We start from the raw sequence: 20820 nt of genomic DNA, 5'->3' as shown, positions 1-20820 counted from the left end.
GCTGAGGCTGATCACGATCGAAAGTCTGGGGGTGAACACGGATGAACGTGGTGGAGATCCTGATCACGGCTAAGAACCTGACAGGTCCCGCCATGGCCGACTCCGTGAAAAGCCTCTCGGCCGTCGACAACGCGATGAAGAAGCTCCACCAGACCTCTGCCCTCGCCGTCACAGGCCTGGCCCTCATCGGCGCCGAGAGCGTCAAAATGGCCGCCACCTTTGATTCCAAGATGGCCCTCCTTAACACGCAGGCGGGGGTGGCGAAGGACAAGATCTCAGGCTTGTCCAAGGGCGTGCTCGACCTCGCGGGGAAGGTCGGCCAGGACCCCAACTCGCTGGCGGAGTCGCTGTTTCACGTCGAATCGAACTTCGAGTCGATGGGCATCAGCAGCAAAAAGGCCCTGGAAATGGTCGAAGTCGCGGCCAAGGGAGCCACCGCCGGCCACGCGAACCTCGTCGACGTCACGAACGCCCTGACCGCCGCGGTCGCCTCCAACATCCCGGGCGTGCAGAACATGGACCAGGCCATGGGCGTGCTGAACGCCACGGTCGGTGTCGGCGACATGAAGATGCAGGATCTCGCGTCCGCCTTCGGTTCCGGCATGGTCGCCACCGTCAAGGGCTTCGGCCTCAACATCGCCGACGTCGGCGCCGCCCTCGCGGTCTTCGGTGACAACAACATCCGCGGCGCGTTGGCCGGCAACCAGCTGCGCATGTCGGTCATGGCCCTGGCCAACCCGGTCAAGGGCTCCGGCGACGCTCTCACCAAGCTTGGCCTGGCTCAGGACACTCTGGCCAAGGACATGCAGCGCGGCGGCCTGAAACTCGCCCTGGAAGACCTCGTCGAGCGGATGCACAAGGCTGGCATCTCCTCCAAGGAGCAGGGCCAGATCATCACCGACGCCTTCGGCCGCAAGGCCGGTGCCGGCCTGAACGTCCTCGTCTCCCAGATGGACCGTCTCGAGTCGAAGTACCCGGCCCTGGAGAAGGGCGCGAAGGGCTTCGGGAAGTCCTGGGAGGAGACCCAGAAGACTTTCGCTTTCCAGGCCAAGCAGCTGCAGACCAGCTTCGATGCTCTGATGATCAGCATGGGCGAGAAGATCATCCCCGTCCTGCAGCGCATCATCAGCTTCCTGCTCAAGCACAGGGACGCGGTCCTCGTTGTCGCCGGCGCCATGGCTGGCCTGCTGGCCATCACCTTGGCGGTATCGGCCGCGATGAAGGGTGCGGCCATCGCCACGTGGCTCTTTCGCGATTCGCAGATCGCCGCCGAGGCCGGTCTTGCCGTCTCCCGGGCGGGCGCCGCGGCCATGGTGGTGCAGCTCCTGGCCGTCAAGGCTGCCCAGGTCACCGCAGCCGCAGCCACGGCCGTGTGGTCCGGCACTCAGGTCGCGGCCGGCGCCGCCCTGGCGGCCATCCGCAACCCTGCCGCTGCTGCCCAAGCGGTCGTGGCGGCTGTCGGCGCGCGGTTCGCGGCCTTGCAGGCGGCCTCGGTGGCCGCTGGCGGGGGGCTGGCGGGCCTGAAGGCAGCGTTCCTGTCGCTGGGCGCGGCTGCTCGGGCCGGCATCGTCGTGGCAGGTATCGCCGCGCTTGTCGTTGCTCTGACATCGTTGTCGAACATCGGCAAGAAGGCCCCGCCGGACGCGGACCGGATGGCCACGGCCATCACCAACCTGGGCCGCAGTGGTCGCGTCTCGGGTGAGGCGCTGCGGGTCTACGGCAAGGATCTCGGCGGCCTCGCCGACTCGCTGCGCACCCTGTCCCGTCCGAGCGGGCTGGATAAGACGCAGCAGTTCCTCACCAGCTTGGTCGGTATGGACTCCACGCCGATCAAGAACGCCAAGCAGAACCTTGACGCGCTCGACAAGAGCCTCGCCGGGCTGGTCAAGAGTGGTCGGCAGGACCTGGCGGCCGCGGCGTTTAAGGACATCGCGAAGGCGATGGAGAAGCAGGGGCTGAGCGGTAAAGAGCTTAAGAGCAAGCTCACCGAGTACAAGGACGCCCTCGCCAGCAGCGACGCCCAGCAAAAGCTCGCGGCGGAGTCCATGGGGCGCTTCGGCGCCGAGGCGATCACGACCCAGCAGGCCCTGGAGGCACAGAAGTCGTCGGCGGAAGGGCTGAGGCAGAGCATCCAGGCGCTCAATGACGTGAACCGCAAGGGCCTCGACGGGATGATCCAGTTCGAGCAGTCCATTGCCGATGCCGCGGCGTCCGCGAAGACGAACGCTGGCGCGCTGAGCATGAGCCACGGCGAGCTGAAGCTCACCAGCCAGAGGGCCCGGGATGCGGCGACCGCCCTGGAAAATCTTGGGGCGCGTACGGACGCGGCGACGTCGGCGGCGCTGGATCAGGGCAAGTCCTGGGACACGGTGAACGCCATCTACGCGCGCGGTCACAGTCAGCTGGTTTCCGCCGCGCGGGCGATGGGGCTGACCGAGTCGCAGGCCAAGTCCCTTGCGGACAGCCTCCTGCAAATCCCCCCGGTCAAAACCACGACAGTCAAGGGCAACGTCTCCGACGTCCAGTCGAAGCTCAACGCCGCCAAGGCGCTGCTGAAGAATCTGCCTGACAGCCGGAAAGCGAACGTGCGGGGCACGCTCGCCGACATCCAGGCCAAGTTGGACTCGGCGAAGGCGCAGCTGAAGAACGTGCCGGACAGTCGGCGGGCGGCGCTGCGGGCGCAGATCAGCCAGTTGGAATCCGCGGTGTCGCAGGCCAAGGCCGAGCTCGCCTCGGTGCACGATAAGACGGTCACGATCACCACGTACCGCAACTATGTGGAGATCCCGCAGACGCCCTGGTGGCAGTCCGGGCACTTCGCAACCGGCGGCCTCATCCGGGGCCCCGGGACGGGGACGTCGGATGATGTGCCCCTGATGGGGTCCAACGGCGAGTACGTGCTGCGTGCGGCGGCGGTGAAGAAGTACGGGACCCGTTTCCTCGACCGCCTGAACGCCGGCACTCTGCAGGCTTTCGCCAGCGGCGGCCAGATCAGTGATGAGATGAAGCAGGCCCGCTCCCAGATGGGCAGCGACCTCACGGTCTCCTACTTCGGGCAGATGGCCGGCTGGAAGCGGTCGGAGTTCGCTGCGGCCATGGACAACCCGAACTCCCTCGGGGACCTGGCGGATTCTCTCAATCACTGGCGCGGGCTGATCAACGAGTCTTTCACTGGCGCGACCGCGAAGAACCTGCAGTCCGCTCTCTCCCGCACGGGCGTGCAGCTGATCAAGCAGGAGCAGGCGCTGACCAAGGTCAACACTGCCCTGGACTCCGCCCGGGACAAGCTCACCAGCCTCAACGACAAGTTCGCCCAGGCCAAGGACCAGGTGTCGTCGGGCATCATGTCGGCCGCGAGCATCACCGGCGCCGTGCAGAGCGGCAAGCGGACCTCGCTCGGCGACATCATGAACGACCTCGTCGGCAACCGCGACAAGGCCGTCAGCCTCGACAGCGCGCTCAAGACCCTCAAGACCCGCGGGCTGAACGCAAGCTCGCTGCAGGAGATCGCGCAAGGCGGCCTCGACAGCGGGCTGAAGACGGCCGAGGCGCTCATGGGCGCCTCAAAGTCGGATCTGAAGCGCATCAACCAGTTGCGGACGCAGATCGGCTCGGCTGCTTCCTCGGCCGGCCAGACGACTGCAGATGCCCTCTACGGGGCGGAGATCAAAGCGACGCAGAAGCTCGTCAGCAGCCTGGAGAAGACCCACGACAAGCTCCGCGCGGCCATGGAGCGCGTCGCAGCCGCCATGGAGCGGACGCTGGAGAAGACGCTGGGCATCAAGGGGAAGGCGACCGGCGGTGTCATTGGGGCCGCGGGCGGCGGTCCGCGCAGCGCCTGGACGCTGGTGGGCGAGCAGGGCCCGGAGATCGCGGAGCTTCCCGCGGGAACGATGGTGCGCACGGCCGGCTACACGCGCCGGGCCCTGGCCGCGGCGTCCGGTGGCGGGGGCGGGACGGTCGTCCTGGAGATCAATTCGGGCGGGTCGCGGATGGATGACCTGCTGGTGGAGCTGCTGCGCGGGGCGATCCGTGTGCGTGGCGGCAATGTCCAGGCCGTGCTCGGCCGGGCTGGCGCGTAAGGAGCGGGGATGCACAGGTACAAGACGTGGAATGGCGCGATGCCGACGACGGCGGCGCAGGTCAAGGTGACTACGGGCACGGCGATCAAGACGATGCTTCAGCTCGCGACGCCGTCCACGCGGCAGATCCAGCTGATCAGCTGGGGGTTCTCTCTCGACGTGGCGCCGGGCGCGGCCTCGGTGGTCGAGCTTCTGCAGACGGACGTCGCCGCCACGGTCACGGCGCACGTGGCGGCCGGCGTCCAGCCGCTCGACCCCAATGCCCCGGCCAGCCTGCTGACGCTCGGGACCAGCGCGACCGGCTACACCGCCACCGCCGAGGGCACCACGACCGCGGCGAGGGTCTTCGACGTCAAAGAGATCCCCCTGGCCGCCGGCGCGACGGACCTCACGTACTTCTACCAGTGGATGCCGGACGAGCGCCCGATCGTGGCGGTGTCGAAGTTCCTGAGGGTTCGGGCGACCTTCGCGACGTCGGCTTCCAACATGGTCTGCTGGGTCTGCTGGGACGAATAGTCATGGCGGGATTGGCGGCACGGGTTGCCGCGTGGCAGCGGCGGATGGGCGGCACGCCCGGCCCGTTCGGCGGCTCGGGCGAGGCGGCGAGCGGACAGCCGGTCGTCGTCGAGCTGTTCCTCGACGGCGGCTGGGTGGACATCACCAGCCTGGTGATGACTCGCAGCGGTTCGGAGAAGATCAGCATCACCCGCGGACAAGGCGACGAGGCCGGTAGTACGGAGCGTTCCGTGTGCCGGTTCCAGCTCAACAACCGTGATGGCCGCTTCAGCCCTCGCAACCCCATGTCCCCGTACTACGGGCAGCTCGGCCGCAACACTCCGCTCCGCGTGCACGTGCCCGACCCCAGCACAGGCGGGAAGCTGTACCGATTCTGGGGCGAGATATCCAACTGGCCTACGAAATGGGATATCTCCGGCTCCGATGTCTGGGTGGAGGTCGATGCGGCCGGCATCCTGCGGCGCCTCGCCCAGGGCGCCGCGCCGACCCACTCGGTCCTCTACAACGCAATCACTGACCCCGGCTTCGGGTCGCTGCTGGCGTACTGGCCGTGCGAGGACATCAGCGATTCCATCTCGATCGCCTCCGCGCTCACCAACGGCTCCACGATGACGATCAGCGGCAATCCGACGCTCTCCTACTACAACGACTTCGGCAGCAGCGATCTCCTGCCCGACATGACCGACGCCACCTTCTCCGGCGGCGTCCAGGGATACCTGACCACGTCACCGGCCCAGTGCCGGTTCGTGCTGAGCATCCCGCCGGACGGCCTGACCACCGGCAAGGTCATCTGCGCCCTGCTGATGAAGTCCTCCGCGGTCGCCACGTGGGAGCTCGTCTACGGCACCGGCGGCACGCTGACGCTGCGGGTCCTCGACAGCGCTGGCGTCACGGTCTCCGGCGGCGTCAGCGCCTTCGGAGACGTGCGCGGCAAGCGCCTGCGGGTGAGCATCGAACTCCAGCAGAACGGGGCGGACATCTCCTGCGCCGTCCGGTACCTGGAAGTCACCTCCACCGACGCCATCAGCGCCACAGGCACCGTGACCGGCAAGACCATGGCCCGCATCACGGACATCCAGATGGCGCCCGCCCCGGTGAGCGGCGGCGTCAGTCGCGGCCTGGACTACTCCACCCTCGGCCACGTCACCCTCCAGAACGCCATCACGCCGATCACAGACCTCGGCGAGCGCCTCGACCCCTCCGGAGAGACGGCCGGCGCACGCATCCAACGGATCTGCGCCGAGGAGGGCATCCCCTTCGACGGACTCGGGAACCTGAGCGACACCGTGCGGATGGGGCCGCAGGCGAAGAAGAAGCCAGTCGAGCTGATCACCGAGGCCACCGAGGCCGACCTGGGCGTGCTGTCCGAGAACCTGGCGGTCTTCGGTCTCGGCTACCGGGCGAGGACGGACCTGTACAACCAAGATCCGGCCCTGACCCTGTCGTATGCGGCGAACCAGCTCGCGGAGAACTTCACACCGGTCGACGACGACCAGTTCACCCACAATGACGTCACGATCACGAGGCAGGACGGCGGCACGGCGCACTCCGCCCTGACCACCGGCCCGATGGGCACCGCCGACCCGCCCACGGGGATCGGCGTCTACGGCGAATCGCTCACGCTCAACGTCGAAGCGGACACCACTCTTGCCGATCAGGCCTCGTGGCGTCTGCACATGGGCACCGTGGACGAGGCGAGGTTCCCGCAGGTCAGTGTGAACCTCGCTCACTCGACCTTCACCGCGGACCCCGCCCTGAAGACGGCCGTCCTGCGGCTGCGCCAGGGCGACCGGGTCGTCGTGACGGATCCGCCTGCGTGGCTGCCGCCGGACGACATCAGCCTGATCGTCCTCGGCCTGTCGGAGACGATCGACCACTTCGAGCACCGCATCACCCTCAACTGCGCCCCCGCATCGCCGTACGAGGTGGGTGTCCTGGACAGCGTGGACCACGGGCGGCTCGACACCGCGGGTGCCGAGCTGGACGCCGCGGTCGACTCCTCGTCGACGAGCATCACCGTGGCCACAACCTCGGGCCCGGCGTGGACGACCGACAGCGCCGACATGCCCTTCGACGTCCGCGTCGGCGGTGAGGTCATGCGCGTCACCGCGGTCTCAGGGGGTTCGAGTCCCCAGACCTTCACGGTCACGCGCAGCGTGAACGGCATCGTCAAGAGCCACGCTGCCGGCACTGACCTGAGCCTTGCCAACCCCACCGTTATTGCCCTGTGAGAGGTCGTCGTGGCTGAGTCCTACCCCACCTTCCTAGCTGGTCAGAAGATCACTGCTGCCCTGCTGGCGTCCGCTCAGCCTCAGGTCGCGCGCAAGACCGCGGACACCTCACGGGCGTCCACGACAACCTTCGCCGCCGACCCGCACCTCACCTTCAGCGTCGAAGCGAATGCTGTCTACATCTGGCACGGATGGATCAAGTACTTCGCCGACCCCACCCCGGACCTGCAGGTGAACTTCACCGCTCCCACGGGAGCGCTCGGCGAATGGCATCAGGTCGCCGCCGGCAGCGGCGCTACGACCAGCAACACGACCGGCCAGTCCGTCCGGTTGGAGTCCAACGACATCGTGTCCGGCCGCAACTGGTACGGGGTATCGGACTGGGACTTGGGGGCGGTCATACACGGCACCCTGCGCGTCGCCTCGACCGCCGGGACCTTCGCCCTGCAGTGGGCCCAGGCTTCGTCCAGCGCCACCGCCACGATCCTCTACACCGACTCGTGGATCTCCATGCAGCGCATCGCCTAGGAGGCACCATGGCAACACCACTCACCGCCGACGACTTCCTCGCCGCGCTGCATGCCGAAGGCGTGCACGTCGTCGAGTACGGCTCGTGGCGCACCCACAACCGCAACGCGAAAGGCCCTTGGGGCCCGGTCAACGGGGTCGTGATCCACCACACCGTGACCTCCGGGACGGACTCTTCCGTCGAGCTCTGCTACGACGGCTATGACGAGCTCCCCGGCCCGCTGTGCCACGGCGTCATCGACAAGGCCGGCACCGTGCACCTCGTCGGGTACGGACGCACCAACCACGCCGGCGGCGGCGACCCGATCGTGCTGGAGCACGTGATCGCCGAAGACTACGACGTCCGCCCGCCCGCTCCCACCAAGGGCAACAGCGACGGGATCGACGGCAACCGGCACTTCTACGGCTTCGAGTGCATCAACCTCGGCGACGGGGTGGACCCCTGGCCGGACGCCCAGCTCGACGCGATCGAGCGCGTCTCGGCGGCCCTGTGCCGGGCGCACGGCTGGTCGGCGAAGTCCGTGATCGGACACCTCGAATGGTCCAACGACAAGCAAGATCCCCGCGGCTTCATGATGCCGGACATGCGGTCCCGGATCGCCCGACGCCTGTCCGGACAGCCCGGACAGCCCACCTCTACGCCCTCGGAGAGCACCGTGCCGTACACCCTCGGCGAGTACAGCGACGCGCAGGTCAGCCTGCGTCCGGACACCTGGACCACGATCCGGATCGGCAGGGACAGCCTCATTTCGGGGGCGCAGGCTTACGTCGCCGGCGCCTACCTCCGAGTCACCGCCCCGCCCGGGTCGGTCCTGCAGGGCCGCTTCATCCACCTCGGCCCGGACGGCTCACGGTGGACAAGCCCCATCGTCGAGCGCATCGCAACGGCCGGCTCGTCCTTCGTCGACTTCCCGCACGCCGGCTCGATCCTCCCCGGCGAGCAGTTGCGCTTTGAGGTCACGTACGGCCCGGCGACCGCCGGGGACACCGCTCCTGCCACCCTCACGTCCGCGTCCGCGCGCGGCATCTACTGGAGGTAATGACCATGACCACTGCTGCCTTCTGGGCTGCGACGTTCGAGCGCGTCGTCCGCACCTTCGCCCAGTCCCTGCTCGCCGTCCTCGGCGCCTCCGCGACTGGGGTCCTCGATGCGGACTGGGTGGGCGCCCTGTCGGCTGCCGGCCTCGCTGCGGTCCTTGCTCTGCTCACCGCGATAGCCACATCCGGCGGTCCGGAGGGCCCCGGGCTCACGGAGACTGTGAGAGGCCGCGAGTGACCATTCCCGAACCGTCGGTCGCGGTCGAGCTGGAGCGCCTGCGCGGCAGCGTGGACACCGGCTTCGCCCGCCTGGAGGGGCGCCTGGACGTACTCCTCCAGCGCACCACCGCGGCCGAGACCGACATCGCCGCGATGGAGGCCCGCATCGCGGCGCTGGAGAAAGCCCGGTGGCCGCTGCCCTCTCTGGCCGCCATTGTGGGCGTGGCGGCGCTGCTGCTGTCGCTGTACGGGACGATCGCCCGCTGAGGGGAGGCCGCGCTGTCGGCGCGGCCTCCCTTGGACTACTCGGTCACGGGGGCGCCCAGTCATCGGGCCCGCCGCCCCGCCACTCGATCAGCCGGTCGTCGTCGATGGCAAAGAGGTGCTCGTCCAGGCCGGCACGTCGGGCGAATTCGATGACGTCAGCTGGCCTGTAGGCGATGCCGAGGATCTCGCCGCCCACGCGTACCCGCCGGCCGCCGGAGGCGTCGGGCGGGGACACGATGATGCGGGGCTGACCGGCCATGCATCCACAGTGTCGGTGGACAGGGCTTATAGCACTTGCAGGTACTCCAAGCAGGCGGTTTCCCGGATCCTCTCCCTGATAGGTGCCAGTGTGGCTACCGTGCGGTCGTCAAGATCTCGCACTACGAGGTGGCCCTGTGCTCCTGTCCGACCGCCCCAGACTCGATCGCGAGGACGCGCGACGCTTCCTTGCCCTTGCCGCGGCCACCGGCGACCCGGTTGACCACGCGACCGTCATGCTGTGGCTCCTGGTCGGCATGCACCCGCTGGACGTAGAGCGACTGCAGCCAGCCGACTGGCCGGCGGAGGGCGAGCACCGTCGGCTCCGGGCGGGACCGTTGGAGAATCCACGCGTGATCACGATTGCGCCGACTGTTGCTGCGGCCCTCGATGTGCTCGCGAGCCTCGGTGGGACGGCGTCGTCCTTGGTGCCTGGGATGTCGGTGATTCGTCAGGCTGTGCTGATGCAGGAGCTCGCCGAGGGGTTCAGCTGGAGAGTGTCGGCCTTGGATCTTCGCCGTGCGGCGATCGATGAGGTGCTGGCGGACGGTACGCCTGTCGCCCACGCTGTCCGGTACTTCGGTACCAGCAAGGCCAAGGCCCGCGGCTTGCCGATGCCGCCCCCGGGGTACGACCTCGCGATCGCGCAGGTGCTGCAGAGGGCTTTCGTCTCGGCCCCGGGGTGATCGATCGGAGCAGGGATTTCATCCCTTCCGGAGGCCGCTTACGCCGTTCTACGCTGGCGGTCCGTACACCACCGAGGGGCGGCATGAGTACCACATCGCACATCGGCGAGCGCATCCGCGAATTGCGCAAGGTTCGCCAGCTCACGGTTCGGCAGCTCGCCAGCAGGGTCAAGATCTCACCAAGCCTCCTTCAGAAGTTCGAGTCCGGTGACCGGAACCCGGCCCCCGGACTGATCGCACAGCTCGCCCGTGCGCTCGGCGTCGGCCCGGACCGGCTCACGGGGCAGCCGTACATCAACGGAGCCGAGACCGAAGAGCAGGTCCAAGCCGTCATCCCGGAGCTCCGGCGCGTTCTGCTTACCTACGACAATCCCGACGACCCCATCACCGCACCACGGCCGTTGCCCGTACTCGCCGCCGAGATGACCCACGTCGCCCAGATGCGACAGGACGGCCAATACGTCCGCATGGGCCCCCTCCTCCCGGGGCTGCTGTCCGAACTCACCCATGTAGCGCTCGGCAGCACGGGGCGAGATCAGCAGCAGGCTTTCGGCTGGTTGGCTCGCGGCTACCGCGCGACCAACAGCCTCGCCCACAAGCTGGGCTACCACGACCTGAGCCTCACCGCGATCGAGCGCGTCCGGTGGGCTGCGGGTCAGTCTGGCGATCCCCTCATGCAGGTCACTGCCGCCTACCTCAAAGCCGGCGCTATGGTCCGCATGGGTACGTACTTGCCCGCCCGACGCGTGCTTGAGGGACTCCTGGAGGAGATCGATCGCCTAGCTCCCGAGCAGTGCCTCGCTGACGCCCACGTGGCACTGCAGGGGGCAGTTCTGCTCAAGCTGGCCATCCTCGAAGCGCGGGATGGCGAGCCTGATCGAGCCCGTTCTCGGCTGGACGAAGCCCGGTGGAACGCTCAGACCCTTGGGCGGGACACCGATCACTACGAGATGTCCTTCGGGCCCACCAACCTCAAGATTCACGAGGTCGCTGCCCTGATCGACTCCGGCGACACCGAGCAGGCGCTTGCCCGCTTGCGTGAGTGGGGGGCCGAGCAGGACCAGGCCGAGTGGGAGGTCCCCGACTCCCTCGCGGGTGAGCGGGCCAGTCACCACTACATCGACGTGGCCGCAGCCCGGCTTACAGAGGGAGACCGGGACGGGGCGTACCGTGATCTGTTGCGGGCCCGCGCCACGTCCCCCAGCCATGCGCGATTCCATCCGACCCTGCGCTCAACGGCCGCGACGCTAGTTCGTCTAGACCGCCAGCAGGATGACTCCATTGCGGGGCTCGCTCGCTGGGCCGGCGTGTAACGCTGTCAAGCGGTTCGCTGGAAAACCATCCCCACACTTTGTGGGCGAGGACCCCTGTTGCAAGCGGGACGATCCCTTCAACCACCCGGACTGGGTGTGTCGTTGAAGGGATCGTTCTGTGTCCATCGCTGCGACCAATGCCGCTCGTGACTGGCTCTCAGAGTCCGACCCGGACCCTGACCATGCCGACCTCTGGCTGACGAGCGCACATGTCCTTGTGCTCCCCTTGGGCTTCAAGTGGTGCGTCGTCAAAGTGCCGGCTGACCTCGGGACAGCCGCCGTCGACGGCGGCCTCCGTGGGCCGGCCATTCTGGAGCCGGGGCGCTATGTCTACTTCGCCGTCCCTAACAGCACCATCGAATCGTGGGACGTGCCGGACACAGAGTGCCTTGGCGAAGGAGTCTGGCTCGGCGTGCCGGGCCCCAAAGTAGTCGCGCCGCCTGGTCTCCATTGGCTCACGCTGCCTGACGGCACGCTCGTCGATCCTGACGCACTGAGAGCCGCGCTGAAGCCGTGCCAGTAGTCCGCCCTACCAGACCGCACCTGGCCGAGTCCTGTCGAACAGGGCAGCACGCCACATGCCCGGGGGCCACGAGCATCCGCCGGATCAGTGCCGGGCCCAAGCCACGACAAGCTGAAACGTTGCCATGCGCATGCACCTGCCATCAGACGCCGGAGGGGCGATGACGCTCTCTACCCCGTGGGGCCTCGGGGGGATGGACCGAGCGTTGATCGAATCGGATATCGATCAAGGGCTCAAGATCCTGGAGACCCACGAGGTCGACGACTCGCTGCTCGACCTGGCGACGCGCCTGCGCATGCACATCAACCGCCTCAGCCTCCTAGCCCGAGCGCACGCCTTGCGCGTGAAGCGGGGGCTTGCCAAAGGGGTCTGGGTCGGGCCGCAGAACCATGCTCGGAAGTCCCTGGAACTGCTCGCCGTGCAGATCGAGGCTGCCATGTCCGTCGAGGCAGCGGAGCAGTACGTGCACGACCTCGCGCAGAATGCTCAGGACCTCCTCGACAGCCTTCCCGGAGGCTCTGATGCTCACGCTGCAGCTGTCGAATGGCTCTCAGCGGCTCTGGCGCCCCACGGCCGGAACGAATGGCTCCGAGATCAGCCGGCCCACTGCATGACCGGGGTGCGCTTCGACGCGATCCAGATCCCCCAGGAGCTCCTGTCGGCGACGGCCAGTGCGGATGGCCGGCGTGAGGTTGAGGCGCGCTACAAGGAAGTCGGGATCGACAGCGCCGTCATCTCTGACCCCCTTCACCGCTACCACTACGTCCTCGTGCCCCCGGGATCCGCGTGTGCGTGGCATCACGCCGCCTTTCCATGTTTCGGCCCGTCTCACAGCATCGCCGTGCCGGCGCCTCATCGAGGGGAACCGCCGGGCGTGCACTGGCTGCTGAATCCACCGGACGGACCGGGCGCGCTCTGCGAGGTGGAGCGGGTCCTGGAACTCCTCGCGCACGTAAACGGCATCTGAGGGGCGCCCCCGTCTGGGGGTGGCGCCATATATGTGAAAGGCATATTCATAACCTGCTCCTCCCAAGAGCGGCCCCTGCGGTAGCCCTGCCCCCCAGGCGGCTCCGCAGGCGGCACTGCCGGGCCCTGGACCTTCCGGTCTGGGGCCCGGCCTCTTTGTTGCTGATCACGGTCAGGGGCTTGGTTACTCACATGCGGGGAACCCTGGGCGGACCTCGTGAGGCCGTGTTCCCGTGGGAACCCGCTTGGGCTGTTGGCGGCATCCAGCGACATCGAGCGACATCGAACTACATGGGAATGTCCCAGTTTTCGACATCGTCGCAGGTCACAATATGTTCAAGGATTAGGTTCGAGTCCCGTTACTCACCCTGGCGAAGGGCCCCGGTCCGCGGAAGCGGACCGGGGCCCTTGTCGTTCTCGTGCGGCTCCCGTTCCCCCGGGCGCGGGCCGGGCGTACGCCGTTCGGCGTCACTCCGCGGCGTGTCGCTCCAGGAAGGGCGCCACCGACGGCTCGCCGCCGTACCGGCCGCCGAGCAGCCGGGCCGTGGCGGCGAGCATGGACCGGATCCGCGCCGAGCGGACCTCGGCCAGCAGGTCCAGCGCGCGCTCCCCGGCGGCCGCCGCCGCGTCCGGCGCACCGGCCCGGGCCAGGTCGCCCGCGAGCTGCGCGGTGAAGAGGGCGATGTTGCGGGCGAAGTGGGAGTCCTGGAGGTCGACGGCGCGCTGCGCGTGGACGGCCGCCCGCCGCCAGTCGCCGAGCGCCGACCGGCACTGCGCCTCCAGCCCCTCCAGCTCGGCCTCGCCGAAGAAGCTCATCCACTCGGGGTCCGCGTCACCCGGGCCGCGGCCGAAGAGCGTCCGCGCCCGCAGCAGGGCGGCCTCGCAGGCGGTCCGGTCGCCGAGCCCGGCCCAGCCGCCCGCCTCCCGCAGGGCCAGCAGGGACATCAGCCGCGCCGAGGACAGCGCCCTGGCCGCGCCCTGGGCGGCCTGCGCCGCGCGCACCGCCTCCCGCGGGCGGCCCGCGTCGCGCGCGAGGAAGGCGGTGTTGCAGAAGGCGTGGGCCTCCAGGGCCGCGTCCCCTGCGACCCGGGCCGTGGCGAGCGCCTCGGCGTAGTGCGAGCGGGCGTCGGCGAAGCGGCCCGAGTCGTGGGCCAGCCAGCCCACGGAGAGCGAGAGTTCGCCCGCGCCCGACTGCAGCCGGTCGGCCACGGACTGGCGGCGGGCGCCGGCGTCGAGGAGCTCGTAGGCGAGCTGCAGCGGCCGCGTGGCGCGGCGGTAGAGGCCGTCGGCGCCGTGCCGGTCGTCCAGCAGCCGGATGCGGCGGACGGCCTGCTCGACGGCGGACGCCTCGGCCTCGCCGGCGCGGCGCGGGAGGCGCACCGCGGAGGCGGCCGGGGCGGCGGCCCCCAGGGACGCCGCGGCCACCGCGGCCGCCGTACTGCCGGTCATGAACGCGCGCCGCAACACGTCGCTCTCCTTGGGCTGGTCGGTGCAATCGGAGGGAGCGCTCCCCTGGCCGCGCGCCCCCCGCCCGCGGACCACCTCGCGCGGGACGAAGCCCATGTCCTCCGGCTCGCAGCCGGGGAACATGTGCCGGAACACCCGTTCGTAGGCGTAGTTGGGGCAGCGGATCTCCCCGGACTCGACGCGGCCGATGTAGCGCGCGTCGCACGAGACCTGCTCGCCGATCTCGCGGGCCGCCCGCCGTACGGCCGCCGCGAACTCGGCCGCCGAACGGGCGCCCCGCAGCTGCCGGAACGCCGTGTTCGGCGCGTGGGGCGACACCATGGGCGCGACCGTACCGGCAATCGGTGGCCCATTCCCCCCGTTCGGCCCCTCGTTTCGCTACAAACCGGATATCCCACCCGCGATCCGCCATGAAGTGCCATCCTTTGTGACGGCATGCGCCCGTTGCCGTTGACGCCCCTCGCGCGTTGAACCCTTCGAGCACGCTCGACGCGGAGCGTAGTGGCACGTCGGAGGAGGGGTTTCCCTTGGTGGAGGCCGGAGTGGACAGCAGCAGCTCGTGGACGACGGCCCTGCACCAGCCGCGTCAGGACCGCAGCCCTTCTCCCTGCGCATCCCGGGCGGCGGGCCTCGCCCCCGACGCCGGGCCGTGCGACCTGGTCACCGTCCCCGCCCGGCAGGGCCTGGAGGCGGTCGACATCCTCCGGCTGCGCGACGGCGTCGGCCCCGTCCTGCACGACGACGAGTGCGACACCCTCGGCTTCCTGGTGCCCCCCGGCACCGCCGACGCCTGGGACGTGCCGGGCAGCGCCTGCACCCAGACCCACGGCCGAGGGCTCCGCGCGGTCCCGGAAGGGCCGCTCCTCACCGGCGCCGGCTGGCTCGTCGCCCCGGAGGCCGCCTTCTCCTCCGCCACGGACCCGGCGGTGCTGCGCGACGCCCTGGGCGAGGCCGCGCGGACGATCGCGGCGGTCGACCGCTGCCGCTAGCCGCCCCGCCCCCTGGGCGATACTTGCCGGGTGGGCAAGGTCAAGAAGAAGCAAGGGCGCGGCCGCGCCGCCGAACCGGTCGCGGAGCAGGTCGCCGGCGGGCTCGCCGAGCTCGTGCCCGACCGTGACCGCCCCCGGGGCTTCACCCTCCTGATCGACGGCGCGCCCCAGTCCCACGTGGATCTCGACGACCCCTCGTACCTGGACTTCGCCTACCAGCGCCGGCTCGGCCACATCGCCGACCTCGTGGCGCCGCCCGGCAAGCCGGTCCAGGCGCTCCACCTCGGCGGCGGCGCCTTCACCCTCGCCCGGTACGTCGCCGCGACGCGGCCCCGCTCGACCCAGCAGATCGTGGAGATCGACGCGCCGCTCGTGCAGTTCGTACGGCGGGAGCTGCCGCTGGACGGCGGCTGGCGGATCCGGGTGCGGGGCTGCGACGCCCGGGAGGGGCTGGCCAAGGTGCCGGACGGCTGGGCCGACCTGATCATCGCCGACGTCTTCAGCGGCGCCCGCACGCCGGCGCACCTGACCAGCACCGAGTTCGCCGCCGAGGTGCGGCGGGCGCTGCGGCCGGGCGGCTTCTACGCGGCGAACCTCGCGGACGGCCCGCCGCTGGCCTACGTGAAGTCCCAGATCGCGACGGTCGGCACCGTCTTCCCCGAGCTCTGCCTGACCGCCGACCCGGCGGTGCTGCGCGGGCGCCGCTTCGGCAACGCCGTGCTGCTCGCCTCCGACCACCCCCTGCCCGTCGCCGAGCTGACCCGCAGGGCCGCGTCCGACCCGCACCAGGGGCGGGTCGAACACGGCCGGGCGCTGGCGGACTTCACGGGCGGCGCGGCGCCGGTCACGGACGCGAGCGCCCGGCCGTCGCCGGAGCCGCCGCCGTCGGTCTTCGAGTGACCCCGGGCCGCTAGTAGGGCGGCAGCTGGCCCGTCCGGGCGACCTGGGAGTACCAGCGGGCGCTGGACTTGGGGGTGCGGGTCTGGGTGGCGTAGTCGACGTGGACCGCGCCGAAGCGCTTGCTGTAGCCGTGGGCCCATTCGAAGTTGTCGAGCAGCGACCAGAGGAAGTAGCCGCGGACGTCGGCGCCGTCGGCGATGGCCCGCCGGACGGCGTCCAGGTGGGCGTGCAGGTAGGCGATGCGCTCGGGGTCGTGCACCGTCCCGTCGCCGTCGGGCTTGTCGTCGTACGCGGCACCGTTCTCGGTGATCACCAGGGGCAGGCCGGGGACCTCCTCGGCGAAGCGGACCAGCAGGTCGTACAGGCCGGTGGGGTCGACGGACCAGTCCATGGCGGTCCGCTTGCCGGGCGGGCGGTGGAAGGCGACGCCGGCGGCGCCCGGCCAGGGCGAGGGCTCCGGGGCCTCTCCGGGAAGGCCGTTGTCAGTGGCGGCTGCTACCACTGTGGGGGTGTAGTAGTTGATGCCCAGCGAGTCGAGGGGGTGCTTGATGACGCCCGGGTCGCCGTCGTGCACGAACGCCCAGTCCGTGATGCCCGCCGTGTCGGCGAGCAGGTCCTCCGGGTACGAGCCGTGCAGCATGGGCCCCGTGAAGATACGGGTGGCGAGGGCGTCGATGCGCCGCTGGGCGTCGAGGTCCGCGGGGGCGTCGGTGAAGGCCCGGACGACGCCGGGGTTGAGGGTGACCGACACCTGCCCGTGGGAGGGCAGGGCCGCGCGCAGGGCCTGGGCGCCCAGGCCGTGGGCGAGGTTGAGGTGGTGGGCGGCGCGCAGGGCGGCCAGGTCGTCGGCGCGGCCGGGGGCGTGCACGCCGGAGCCGTAGCCGAGGAAGGCGCTGCACCAGGGCTCGTTGAGGGTGGTCCACATGTCGACGCGGTCGCCGAGGGCCTCGGCGACGAGGAGGGCGTAGTCGGCGAAGCGGTGGGCGGTGCCGCGCTCGGGCCAGCCGCCCGCCGTCTCCAGCTCCTGCGGCAGGTCCCAGTGGTAGAGGGTCAGGACGGGGCAGATGCCGTGTTCGAGGAGGTCGTCGACGAGGGCGCGGTAGAAGTCCAGGCCCGGCTGGTTGGGGTGGCCGCGGCCGGCGGGCTGGACGCGCGGCCAGGAGACGGAGAAGCGGTAGGCGCCGATGCCGAGGTCCGCCATCAGGCGGACGTCGTCGCGGCGGCGGTGGTAGTGGTCGGTGGCCGTGTCGCCGGTGTCGCCGCCGAGGGTCCTGCCGGGGGTGTGGGAGAAGGTGTCCCAGATGGAGGGGGTGCGGCCGTCCGCGTGGGGTGCGCCCTCGATCTGGTAGGCGGCGGTGGCGGTGCCCCAGAGGAAGCCTGGCGGGAAGTTCACGGTCATGAGGTCTCCCGGGAGAAGGAGGGCGGGGTGGGCGGAGGGGAGGGAGCGGCGCGGGGGTCAGCCCTTGACGGCGCCCCGCATGATGCCGCCGACGATCTGTTTGCCGAAGAGGGTGAAGGCGAGCAGCAGCGGCAGAGTGCCCAGCAGCGCCCCGGCCATGATCACGGCCTGGTCGGGGACGTAGCCGCGGCCGAGGCCCGTGAGGGCCACCTGCACGGTCGGGTTCTCCTGGGTGAGGGCGATGATCGGCCAGAAGAAGTCGTTCCAGGCCTGGACGAAGGAGAGCATGGCGAGCACGGCCATCGCGGGCCGGGCGACGGGGAAGACGACGTGCCAGATGATGCGCAGGCTGCTGGCGCCGTCGACGCGGGCGGCCTCGACGAGCTCGCCCGGGAGCGCCTCCAGCAGGTACTGGCGCATGAAGAAGACGCCGAAGGCACTGACGAGGGTGGGCAGGACCACCGACTGCAGCTGGTTGGTCCACTTGAGCTCGGCGATGACCATGAACAGGGGGACGACGCTGAGCTGCGGCGGGACCATCATGGTGCCGATCGTCAGGAGCAGCAGCGCGCCGCTGAAGCGGAACTTCAGCTTGGCGAAGGCGAATCCCGCGACGGTGCAGAAGAGCACCGTGCCGAGGGCGACGGTGCCGGCGACGAGCAGGGTGTTGAGGAGGGCGAGGCCCATGTTGGCCTCGGTCCAGGCGGTGCCGGTGTTCTCGGCGAGCCGGGTGCCGAACCAGAAGGGCGGCGGGGTCTTCGCGAGGCGCATGTTGTCGCGGGAGGCGGCGACGGCCGTCCAGACGAGGGGGAAGAGCGAGCCGGCGGTGAAGAGGGCGAGCACGGCGTAGGTGAGGGGGCCGCCGTGCAGCTGGCGGCCGGCGCGGGTGCGGGCGGTGGCGGGGGTGGGCGCGGGCCCGCTCCGGCGGCGGGGGCGGAGGCGGCCGAGGCGGCGGATCCTGCGGAGGGCGGCCGTGCGGGTCCGGGGCCGCCGCTGGGGGCCGGGGCCTTCGCGTCGCGGTCGTCCGGTCGTCGTGAGCGTCACGGCAGCAGCCCCTCAGTGGCTCTTCCTCAGCCGCCGCGCGATCAGCATGTTGGCCGCGGCGATCAGCAACAGGATCAGGAACATCGTCCAGGCGACGGCGGAGGCGCGCCCGAGGTGGAAGTTGAACCAGCCCTGTTCGTAGAGGTAGAGGCCGAGGGTCTGGAACTGGTGCGAGGCGCCGCCCTTCTGGCCGCCCGCCCCGCCGAAGAGCAGGGGCTCGCCGAAGAGCTGGGTGGCGCCGATGGTGGAGACGACGATGGTGAAGAGGATCGTGGGGCGCAGGGCGGGCACCGTCACGTAGCGGAACTGCTGCCGGCGGGAGGCGCCGTCCAGGGCGGCGGACTCGTACAGCTCGTCGGGCACGGCCTGCATGGCGGCCAGGTAGATCAGGGCGTTGTAGCCCGTCCACCGCCAGATGACGATCGAGGAGACCGCGATCTGGGAGGACCAGGTGCCGTTCTGCCAGTCGACGGGGCCGATGCCGAGGGCGCCGAGGGCCCAGTTGACCATGCCGTAGTCGCGGCCGTAGAGGAGGACGAAGACGAGCGTGGCGGCGGCGACGGAGGTGGCGTACGGGGTGAGGAGAGCGACGCGCCAGAAGGTGGCGGCGCGCAGCCGGTAGTGCAGGAGGTGGGCGAGCCAGAGCGCCATCAGCAGCTGGGGGACGGTGGAGAGGACGCCGATGGTGAGGGTGTTGTGCAGGGCGTTCCAGAAGAAGGCGTCGTCCAGCAGCCGGACGTAGTTGTGCAGGCCCACCCACTCCATGTGGTCCGGTGAGGCCAGCTCCACCCGGTGCAGCGAGGCCCAGCCGGTGTAGACGAGGGGGAAGAGGCCGAAGGCGCCGAAGAAGAGGAAGAAGGGGGCGATGAAGACGTAGGGGCTGTAGCGCACGTCCCAGCGGTAGAGGCGGCGGCGCCACGGGCCCGGGGCGGCCCTGCCCCGCGTACGGGGCGGGCGGGGCACGGGCGTTCCGGCCGCGGCCGGCCGGGCCGTGGTCGTCATGCGTCCACCACGCTGTCGATCTCCCGCTGTGCCGCCTTCCAGCCGGCCTGGGGGGACTTGCCCTGCTGCTCGACCTGGGGGATGCCGACGTCGGTGAAGGCGGTGCCGATCTGCTGCTCCTTCGGGCCGATGACGAGGGTGGGGATGGCGCGGGCGGCGTCGGAGAAGATCCGGCCGGTGGGGGCGCCGCAGAAGTAGGGGTTGCGGGCGTCCCGGACGAGGGGCATGGCGTAGGAGGCGGGGGTGGAGGGGATGCTGGCCTGCCGGCCGAACAGCTTGGCCTGCTGTTCGGGTGCGGTGAGCCAGGCGGCGAGGGCGGTGGCCGCGGTGCGGTGCCGGGCGGCCTTGGGGACGGTGATGAAGGAGCCGCCCCAGTTGGCGGGGCGGGGGGCGGCGGCCACGTCCCACTTGTCCTTGCCCTCGGCGCCGGCCTTCTCCTTGATGTAGCCGAGCATCCAGGGCGGGCAGGCGACGGAGGCGAAGCGGCCGTTGGCGTAGGCCTGGTCCCAGGGCTTCTCGAACTGCTTGAGGCGGGCGGTCAGGCCGCCCCGGGCGGCCTGCATGGCCAGGTCCCAGGACTCCTTGACGGCGCGGCTGGTGCGGTAGACGGGGCGGCCGCGGTGGTCGTAGTAGCGCTCGGCGTGGGCGTGGACGGAGGCGTTGTAGATGCCGGCGGCCGAGTCGGTGAAGACGGTGCCGGCGGGGGCCCTGGCCATGTACCGCTTGCCGGTGTCGATGTACTTCTGCCAGTCGCCGGCCCAGAGGCGGCCCACGCTCTCGCGGTCGGTGGGCAGCCCGGCCTTGGCGAAGAGGTCCTTGCGGTAGCAGACGGCGATGGGGCCGATGTCCGTGCCGAGGCCGATCGTGCGGCCGTCCCGCGTGGTGGCCTGGGCCCACTTCCAGGGCAGCCAGTCGCCGCGGCGGACGCCCTCGGCGCGGGAGAGGTCGACGAAACGGTCGGCCTGGGTGGTGACGACCTCGTTGATGTTGCCCGTCTCGACGGCCTGGATGTCGGCGAGGCCGCCGCCGGCGGCGAGGTGGGTGAGGAGCTGCGGGTAGTAGGCGTCGTTCCGCTCGATCACGCTCTCTTTGATCGTGATGTCGGGGTGCAGCCGTTCGTACTCGGCGTAGAGACCGGCCTGTTTGTAGCCGAAGACGCCGAAGGTGCCGACGGTGACCGTGGTGCTGCGGCCGGCGCCGCTGCCGCCGTCCGCGCCCGTGCGGGCGTCCTCGGCGCAGGCGGCGAAGAGGACCGCGGCGAGCGTGGCGGCGATCCCCAGGGCCGCCTCGCGGCGCCGTGAGGCACGGCTCACGGCGCCGGGGTGTGCCTGCGGGGGCCCGTTTCCGTCGCGCTGCCAGGTGCCATCGCTCACGCCCTTTCCTTTGGGGCGC

General features: G+C 70.2%; 19 protein-coding genes. 13 read left to right on the top strand and 6 right to left on the bottom strand.

Annotation, left to right across the window (positions count from 1 at the left end; translation table 11 throughout):
• The first annotated feature begins 41 nt into the window (after positions 1 to 41).
• From ACOTKD_RS28180 to ACOTKD_RS28150, 7 genes are read left to right on the top strand one after another with little or no spacing between them, the layout of a single operon-like run.
• A complete protein-coding gene (locus ACOTKD_RS28180) occupies positions 42 to 4082 on the top strand; it encodes a phage tail tape measure protein (protein ID WP_424891784.1) in 4041 nt (1346 codons plus the stop codon).
• A gap of 9 nt (positions 4083 to 4091) precedes the next feature.
• Positions 4092 to 4598 (top strand): hypothetical protein, encoded by a 507-nt coding sequence (locus tag ACOTKD_RS28175; protein ID WP_424891783.1) that lies wholly within the window; start codon positions 4092 to 4094, stop codon positions 4596 to 4598.
• 2 nt (positions 4599 to 4600) lie between these two features.
• Entirely contained in the window at positions 4601 to 6829 is a 2229-nt protein-coding gene (locus ACOTKD_RS28170) for a hypothetical protein (protein ID WP_424891782.1), read from the top strand.
• 9 nt (positions 6830 to 6838) lie between these two features.
• Positions 6839 to 7357 (top strand): hypothetical protein, encoded by a 519-nt coding sequence (locus ACOTKD_RS28165; RefSeq protein ID WP_424891781.1) that lies wholly within the window; start codon positions 6839 to 6841, stop codon positions 7355 to 7357.
• An 8-nt stretch (positions 7358 to 7365) separates the two neighbouring features.
• Complete coding sequence (locus tag ACOTKD_RS28160; RefSeq protein ID WP_424891780.1) at positions 7366 to 8397, top strand: peptidoglycan recognition protein family protein; 1032 nt, start codon at positions 7366 to 7368, stop codon at positions 8395 to 8397.
• A gap of 5 nt (positions 8398 to 8402) precedes the next feature.
• A complete protein-coding gene (locus tag ACOTKD_RS28155) occupies positions 8403 to 8633 on the top strand; it encodes a holin (RefSeq protein ID WP_424891779.1) in 231 nt (76 codons plus the stop codon).
• A complete protein-coding gene (locus ACOTKD_RS28150; RefSeq protein ID WP_424891778.1) occupies positions 8630 to 8881 on the top strand; it encodes a hypothetical protein in 252 nt (83 codons plus the stop codon). Before ACOTKD_RS28155 ends, ACOTKD_RS28150 begins: the two co-directional genes overlap by 4 nt.
• 43 nt (positions 8882 to 8924) lie before the next feature.
• Here ACOTKD_RS28150 and ACOTKD_RS28145 read toward each other — a convergent pair whose 3' ends face one another.
• Positions 8925 to 9140: a hypothetical protein gene (locus tag ACOTKD_RS28145; RefSeq protein ID WP_424891777.1), complete on the bottom strand. Its 216-nt coding sequence runs from the start codon at positions 9138 to 9140 to the stop codon at positions 8925 to 8927.
• 136 nt (positions 9141 to 9276) lie between these two features.
• On the opposite strand from ACOTKD_RS28145, the gene ACOTKD_RS28140 reads away from it, so the two are divergent.
• The 4 genes from ACOTKD_RS28140 to ACOTKD_RS28125 all read left to right on the top strand — a co-directional run bounded on the left by ACOTKD_RS28140 (position 9277) and on the right by ACOTKD_RS28125 (position 12628).
• Positions 9277 to 9825 (top strand): hypothetical protein, encoded by a 549-nt coding sequence (locus ACOTKD_RS28140; RefSeq protein ID WP_424891776.1) that lies wholly within the window; start codon positions 9277 to 9279, stop codon positions 9823 to 9825.
• A gap of 83 nt (positions 9826 to 9908) precedes the next feature.
• Positions 9909 to 11138 (top strand): helix-turn-helix domain-containing protein, encoded by a 1230-nt coding sequence (locus tag ACOTKD_RS28135; protein ID WP_424891775.1) that lies wholly within the window; start codon positions 9909 to 9911, stop codon positions 11136 to 11138.
• A 118-nt stretch (positions 11139 to 11256) separates the two neighbouring features.
• Entirely contained in the window at positions 11257 to 11661 is a 405-nt protein-coding gene (locus ACOTKD_RS28130; RefSeq protein WP_424891774.1) for a hypothetical protein, read from the top strand.
• Between the two features lie 160 nt (positions 11662 to 11821).
• The gene (locus ACOTKD_RS28125; RefSeq protein WP_424891773.1) at positions 11822 to 12628 is read left to right on the top strand and encodes a hypothetical protein; all 807 of its coding nucleotides are present in this window, start codon (positions 11822 to 11824) and stop codon (positions 12626 to 12628) included.
• A 467-nt stretch (positions 12629 to 13095) separates the two neighbouring features.
• Here ACOTKD_RS28125 and ACOTKD_RS28120 read toward each other — a convergent pair whose 3' ends face one another.
• Complete coding sequence (locus ACOTKD_RS28120) at positions 13096 to 14415, bottom strand: tetratricopeptide repeat protein (RefSeq protein ID WP_424891772.1); 1320 nt, start codon at positions 14413 to 14415, stop codon at positions 13096 to 13098.
• A 221-nt stretch (positions 14416 to 14636) separates the two neighbouring features.
• Here ACOTKD_RS28120 and ACOTKD_RS28115 point away from each other — a divergent pair, with 221 nt between their 5' ends.
• Together ACOTKD_RS28115 and ACOTKD_RS28110 are read left to right on the top strand one after the other, a co-directional pair.
• Complete coding sequence (locus ACOTKD_RS28115; RefSeq protein ID WP_424891771.1) at positions 14637 to 15083, top strand: hypothetical protein; 447 nt, start codon at positions 14637 to 14639, stop codon at positions 15081 to 15083.
• Between the two features lie 30 nt (positions 15084 to 15113).
• Entirely contained in the window at positions 15114 to 15983 is an 870-nt protein-coding gene (locus tag ACOTKD_RS28110) for a spermidine synthase (protein ID WP_424891770.1), read from the top strand.
• Positions 15984 to 15993: 10 nt separating this feature from the next.
• On the opposite strand, the gene ACOTKD_RS28105 is transcribed toward ACOTKD_RS28110, so the two are convergent.
• From ACOTKD_RS28105 to ACOTKD_RS28090, 4 genes are all read right to left on the bottom strand, one after another.
• Positions 15994 to 17382, bottom strand: coding sequence for a GH1 family beta-glucosidase (locus ACOTKD_RS28105; RefSeq protein ID WP_424891769.1), 1389 nt, complete (start codon positions 17380 to 17382; stop codon positions 15994 to 15996).
• A 57-nt stretch (positions 17383 to 17439) separates the two neighbouring features.
• A complete protein-coding gene (locus ACOTKD_RS28100) occupies positions 17440 to 18252 on the bottom strand; it encodes a carbohydrate ABC transporter permease (RefSeq protein ID WP_424891919.1) in 813 nt (270 codons plus the stop codon).
• Positions 18253 to 18438: 186 nt separating this feature from the next.
• Complete coding sequence (locus ACOTKD_RS28095) at positions 18439 to 19428, bottom strand: carbohydrate ABC transporter permease (protein WP_424891768.1); 990 nt, start codon at positions 19426 to 19428, stop codon at positions 18439 to 18441.
• Positions 19425 to 20741, bottom strand: coding sequence for an ABC transporter substrate-binding protein (locus tag ACOTKD_RS28090; RefSeq protein WP_424891918.1), 1317 nt, complete (start codon positions 20739 to 20741; stop codon positions 19425 to 19427). The genes ACOTKD_RS28095 and ACOTKD_RS28090 overlap by 4 nt, the downstream gene beginning before the upstream one ends.
• Positions 20742 to 20820 lie beyond the last annotated feature (79 nt).

The organism is Streptomyces sp. XH2 (assembly GCF_049725035.1).
Lineage (GTDB): Bacteria > Actinomycetota > Actinomycetes > Streptomycetales > Streptomycetaceae > Streptomyces > Streptomyces roseoverticillatus.
Note: the sequence above shows the minus strand (reverse complement) of the source record. Positions and strands in the feature narration are given on the sequence as shown.

Excerpts from the sequence above, each read along its gene's own strand:
- ACOTKD_RS28155 (WP_424891779.1), top strand. The coding sequence starts at position 8,403 with ATGACCACTGCTGCCTTCTGGGCTGCGACGTTCGAGCGCGTCGTCCGC.
- ACOTKD_RS28175 (WP_424891783.1), top strand. The coding sequence starts at position 4,092 with ATGCACAGGTACAAGACGTGGAATGGCGCGATGCCGACGACGGCGGCG.
- ACOTKD_RS28105 (WP_424891769.1), bottom strand. The coding sequence starts at position 17,382 with ATGACCGTGAACTTCCCGCCAGGCTTCCTCTGGGGCACCGCCACCGCC.
- ACOTKD_RS28145 (WP_424891777.1), bottom strand. The coding sequence starts at position 9,140 with ATGGCCGGTCAGCCCCGCATCATCGTGTCCCCGCCCGACGCCTCCGGC.
- ACOTKD_RS28160 (WP_424891780.1), top strand. The coding sequence starts at position 7,366 with ATGGCAACACCACTCACCGCCGACGACTTCCTCGCCGCGCTGCATGCC.
- ACOTKD_RS28120 (WP_424891772.1), bottom strand. The coding sequence starts at position 14,415 with ATGGTGTCGCCCCACGCGCCGAACACGGCGTTCCGGCAGCTGCGGGGC.
- ACOTKD_RS28135 (WP_424891775.1), top strand. The coding sequence starts at position 9,909 with ATGAGTACCACATCGCACATCGGCGAGCGCATCCGCGAATTGCGCAAG.
- ACOTKD_RS28125 (WP_424891773.1), top strand. The coding sequence starts at position 11,822 with ATGACGCTCTCTACCCCGTGGGGCCTCGGGGGGATGGACCGAGCGTTG.
- ACOTKD_RS28170 (WP_424891782.1), top strand. The coding sequence starts at position 4,601 with ATGGCGGGATTGGCGGCACGGGTTGCCGCGTGGCAGCGGCGGATGGGC.
- ACOTKD_RS28095 (WP_424891768.1), bottom strand. The coding sequence starts at position 19,428 with ATGACGACCACGGCCCGGCCGGCCGCGGCCGGAACGCCCGTGCCCCGC.
- ACOTKD_RS28180 (WP_424891784.1), top strand. The coding sequence starts at position 42 with ATGAACGTGGTGGAGATCCTGATCACGGCTAAGAACCTGACAGGTCCC.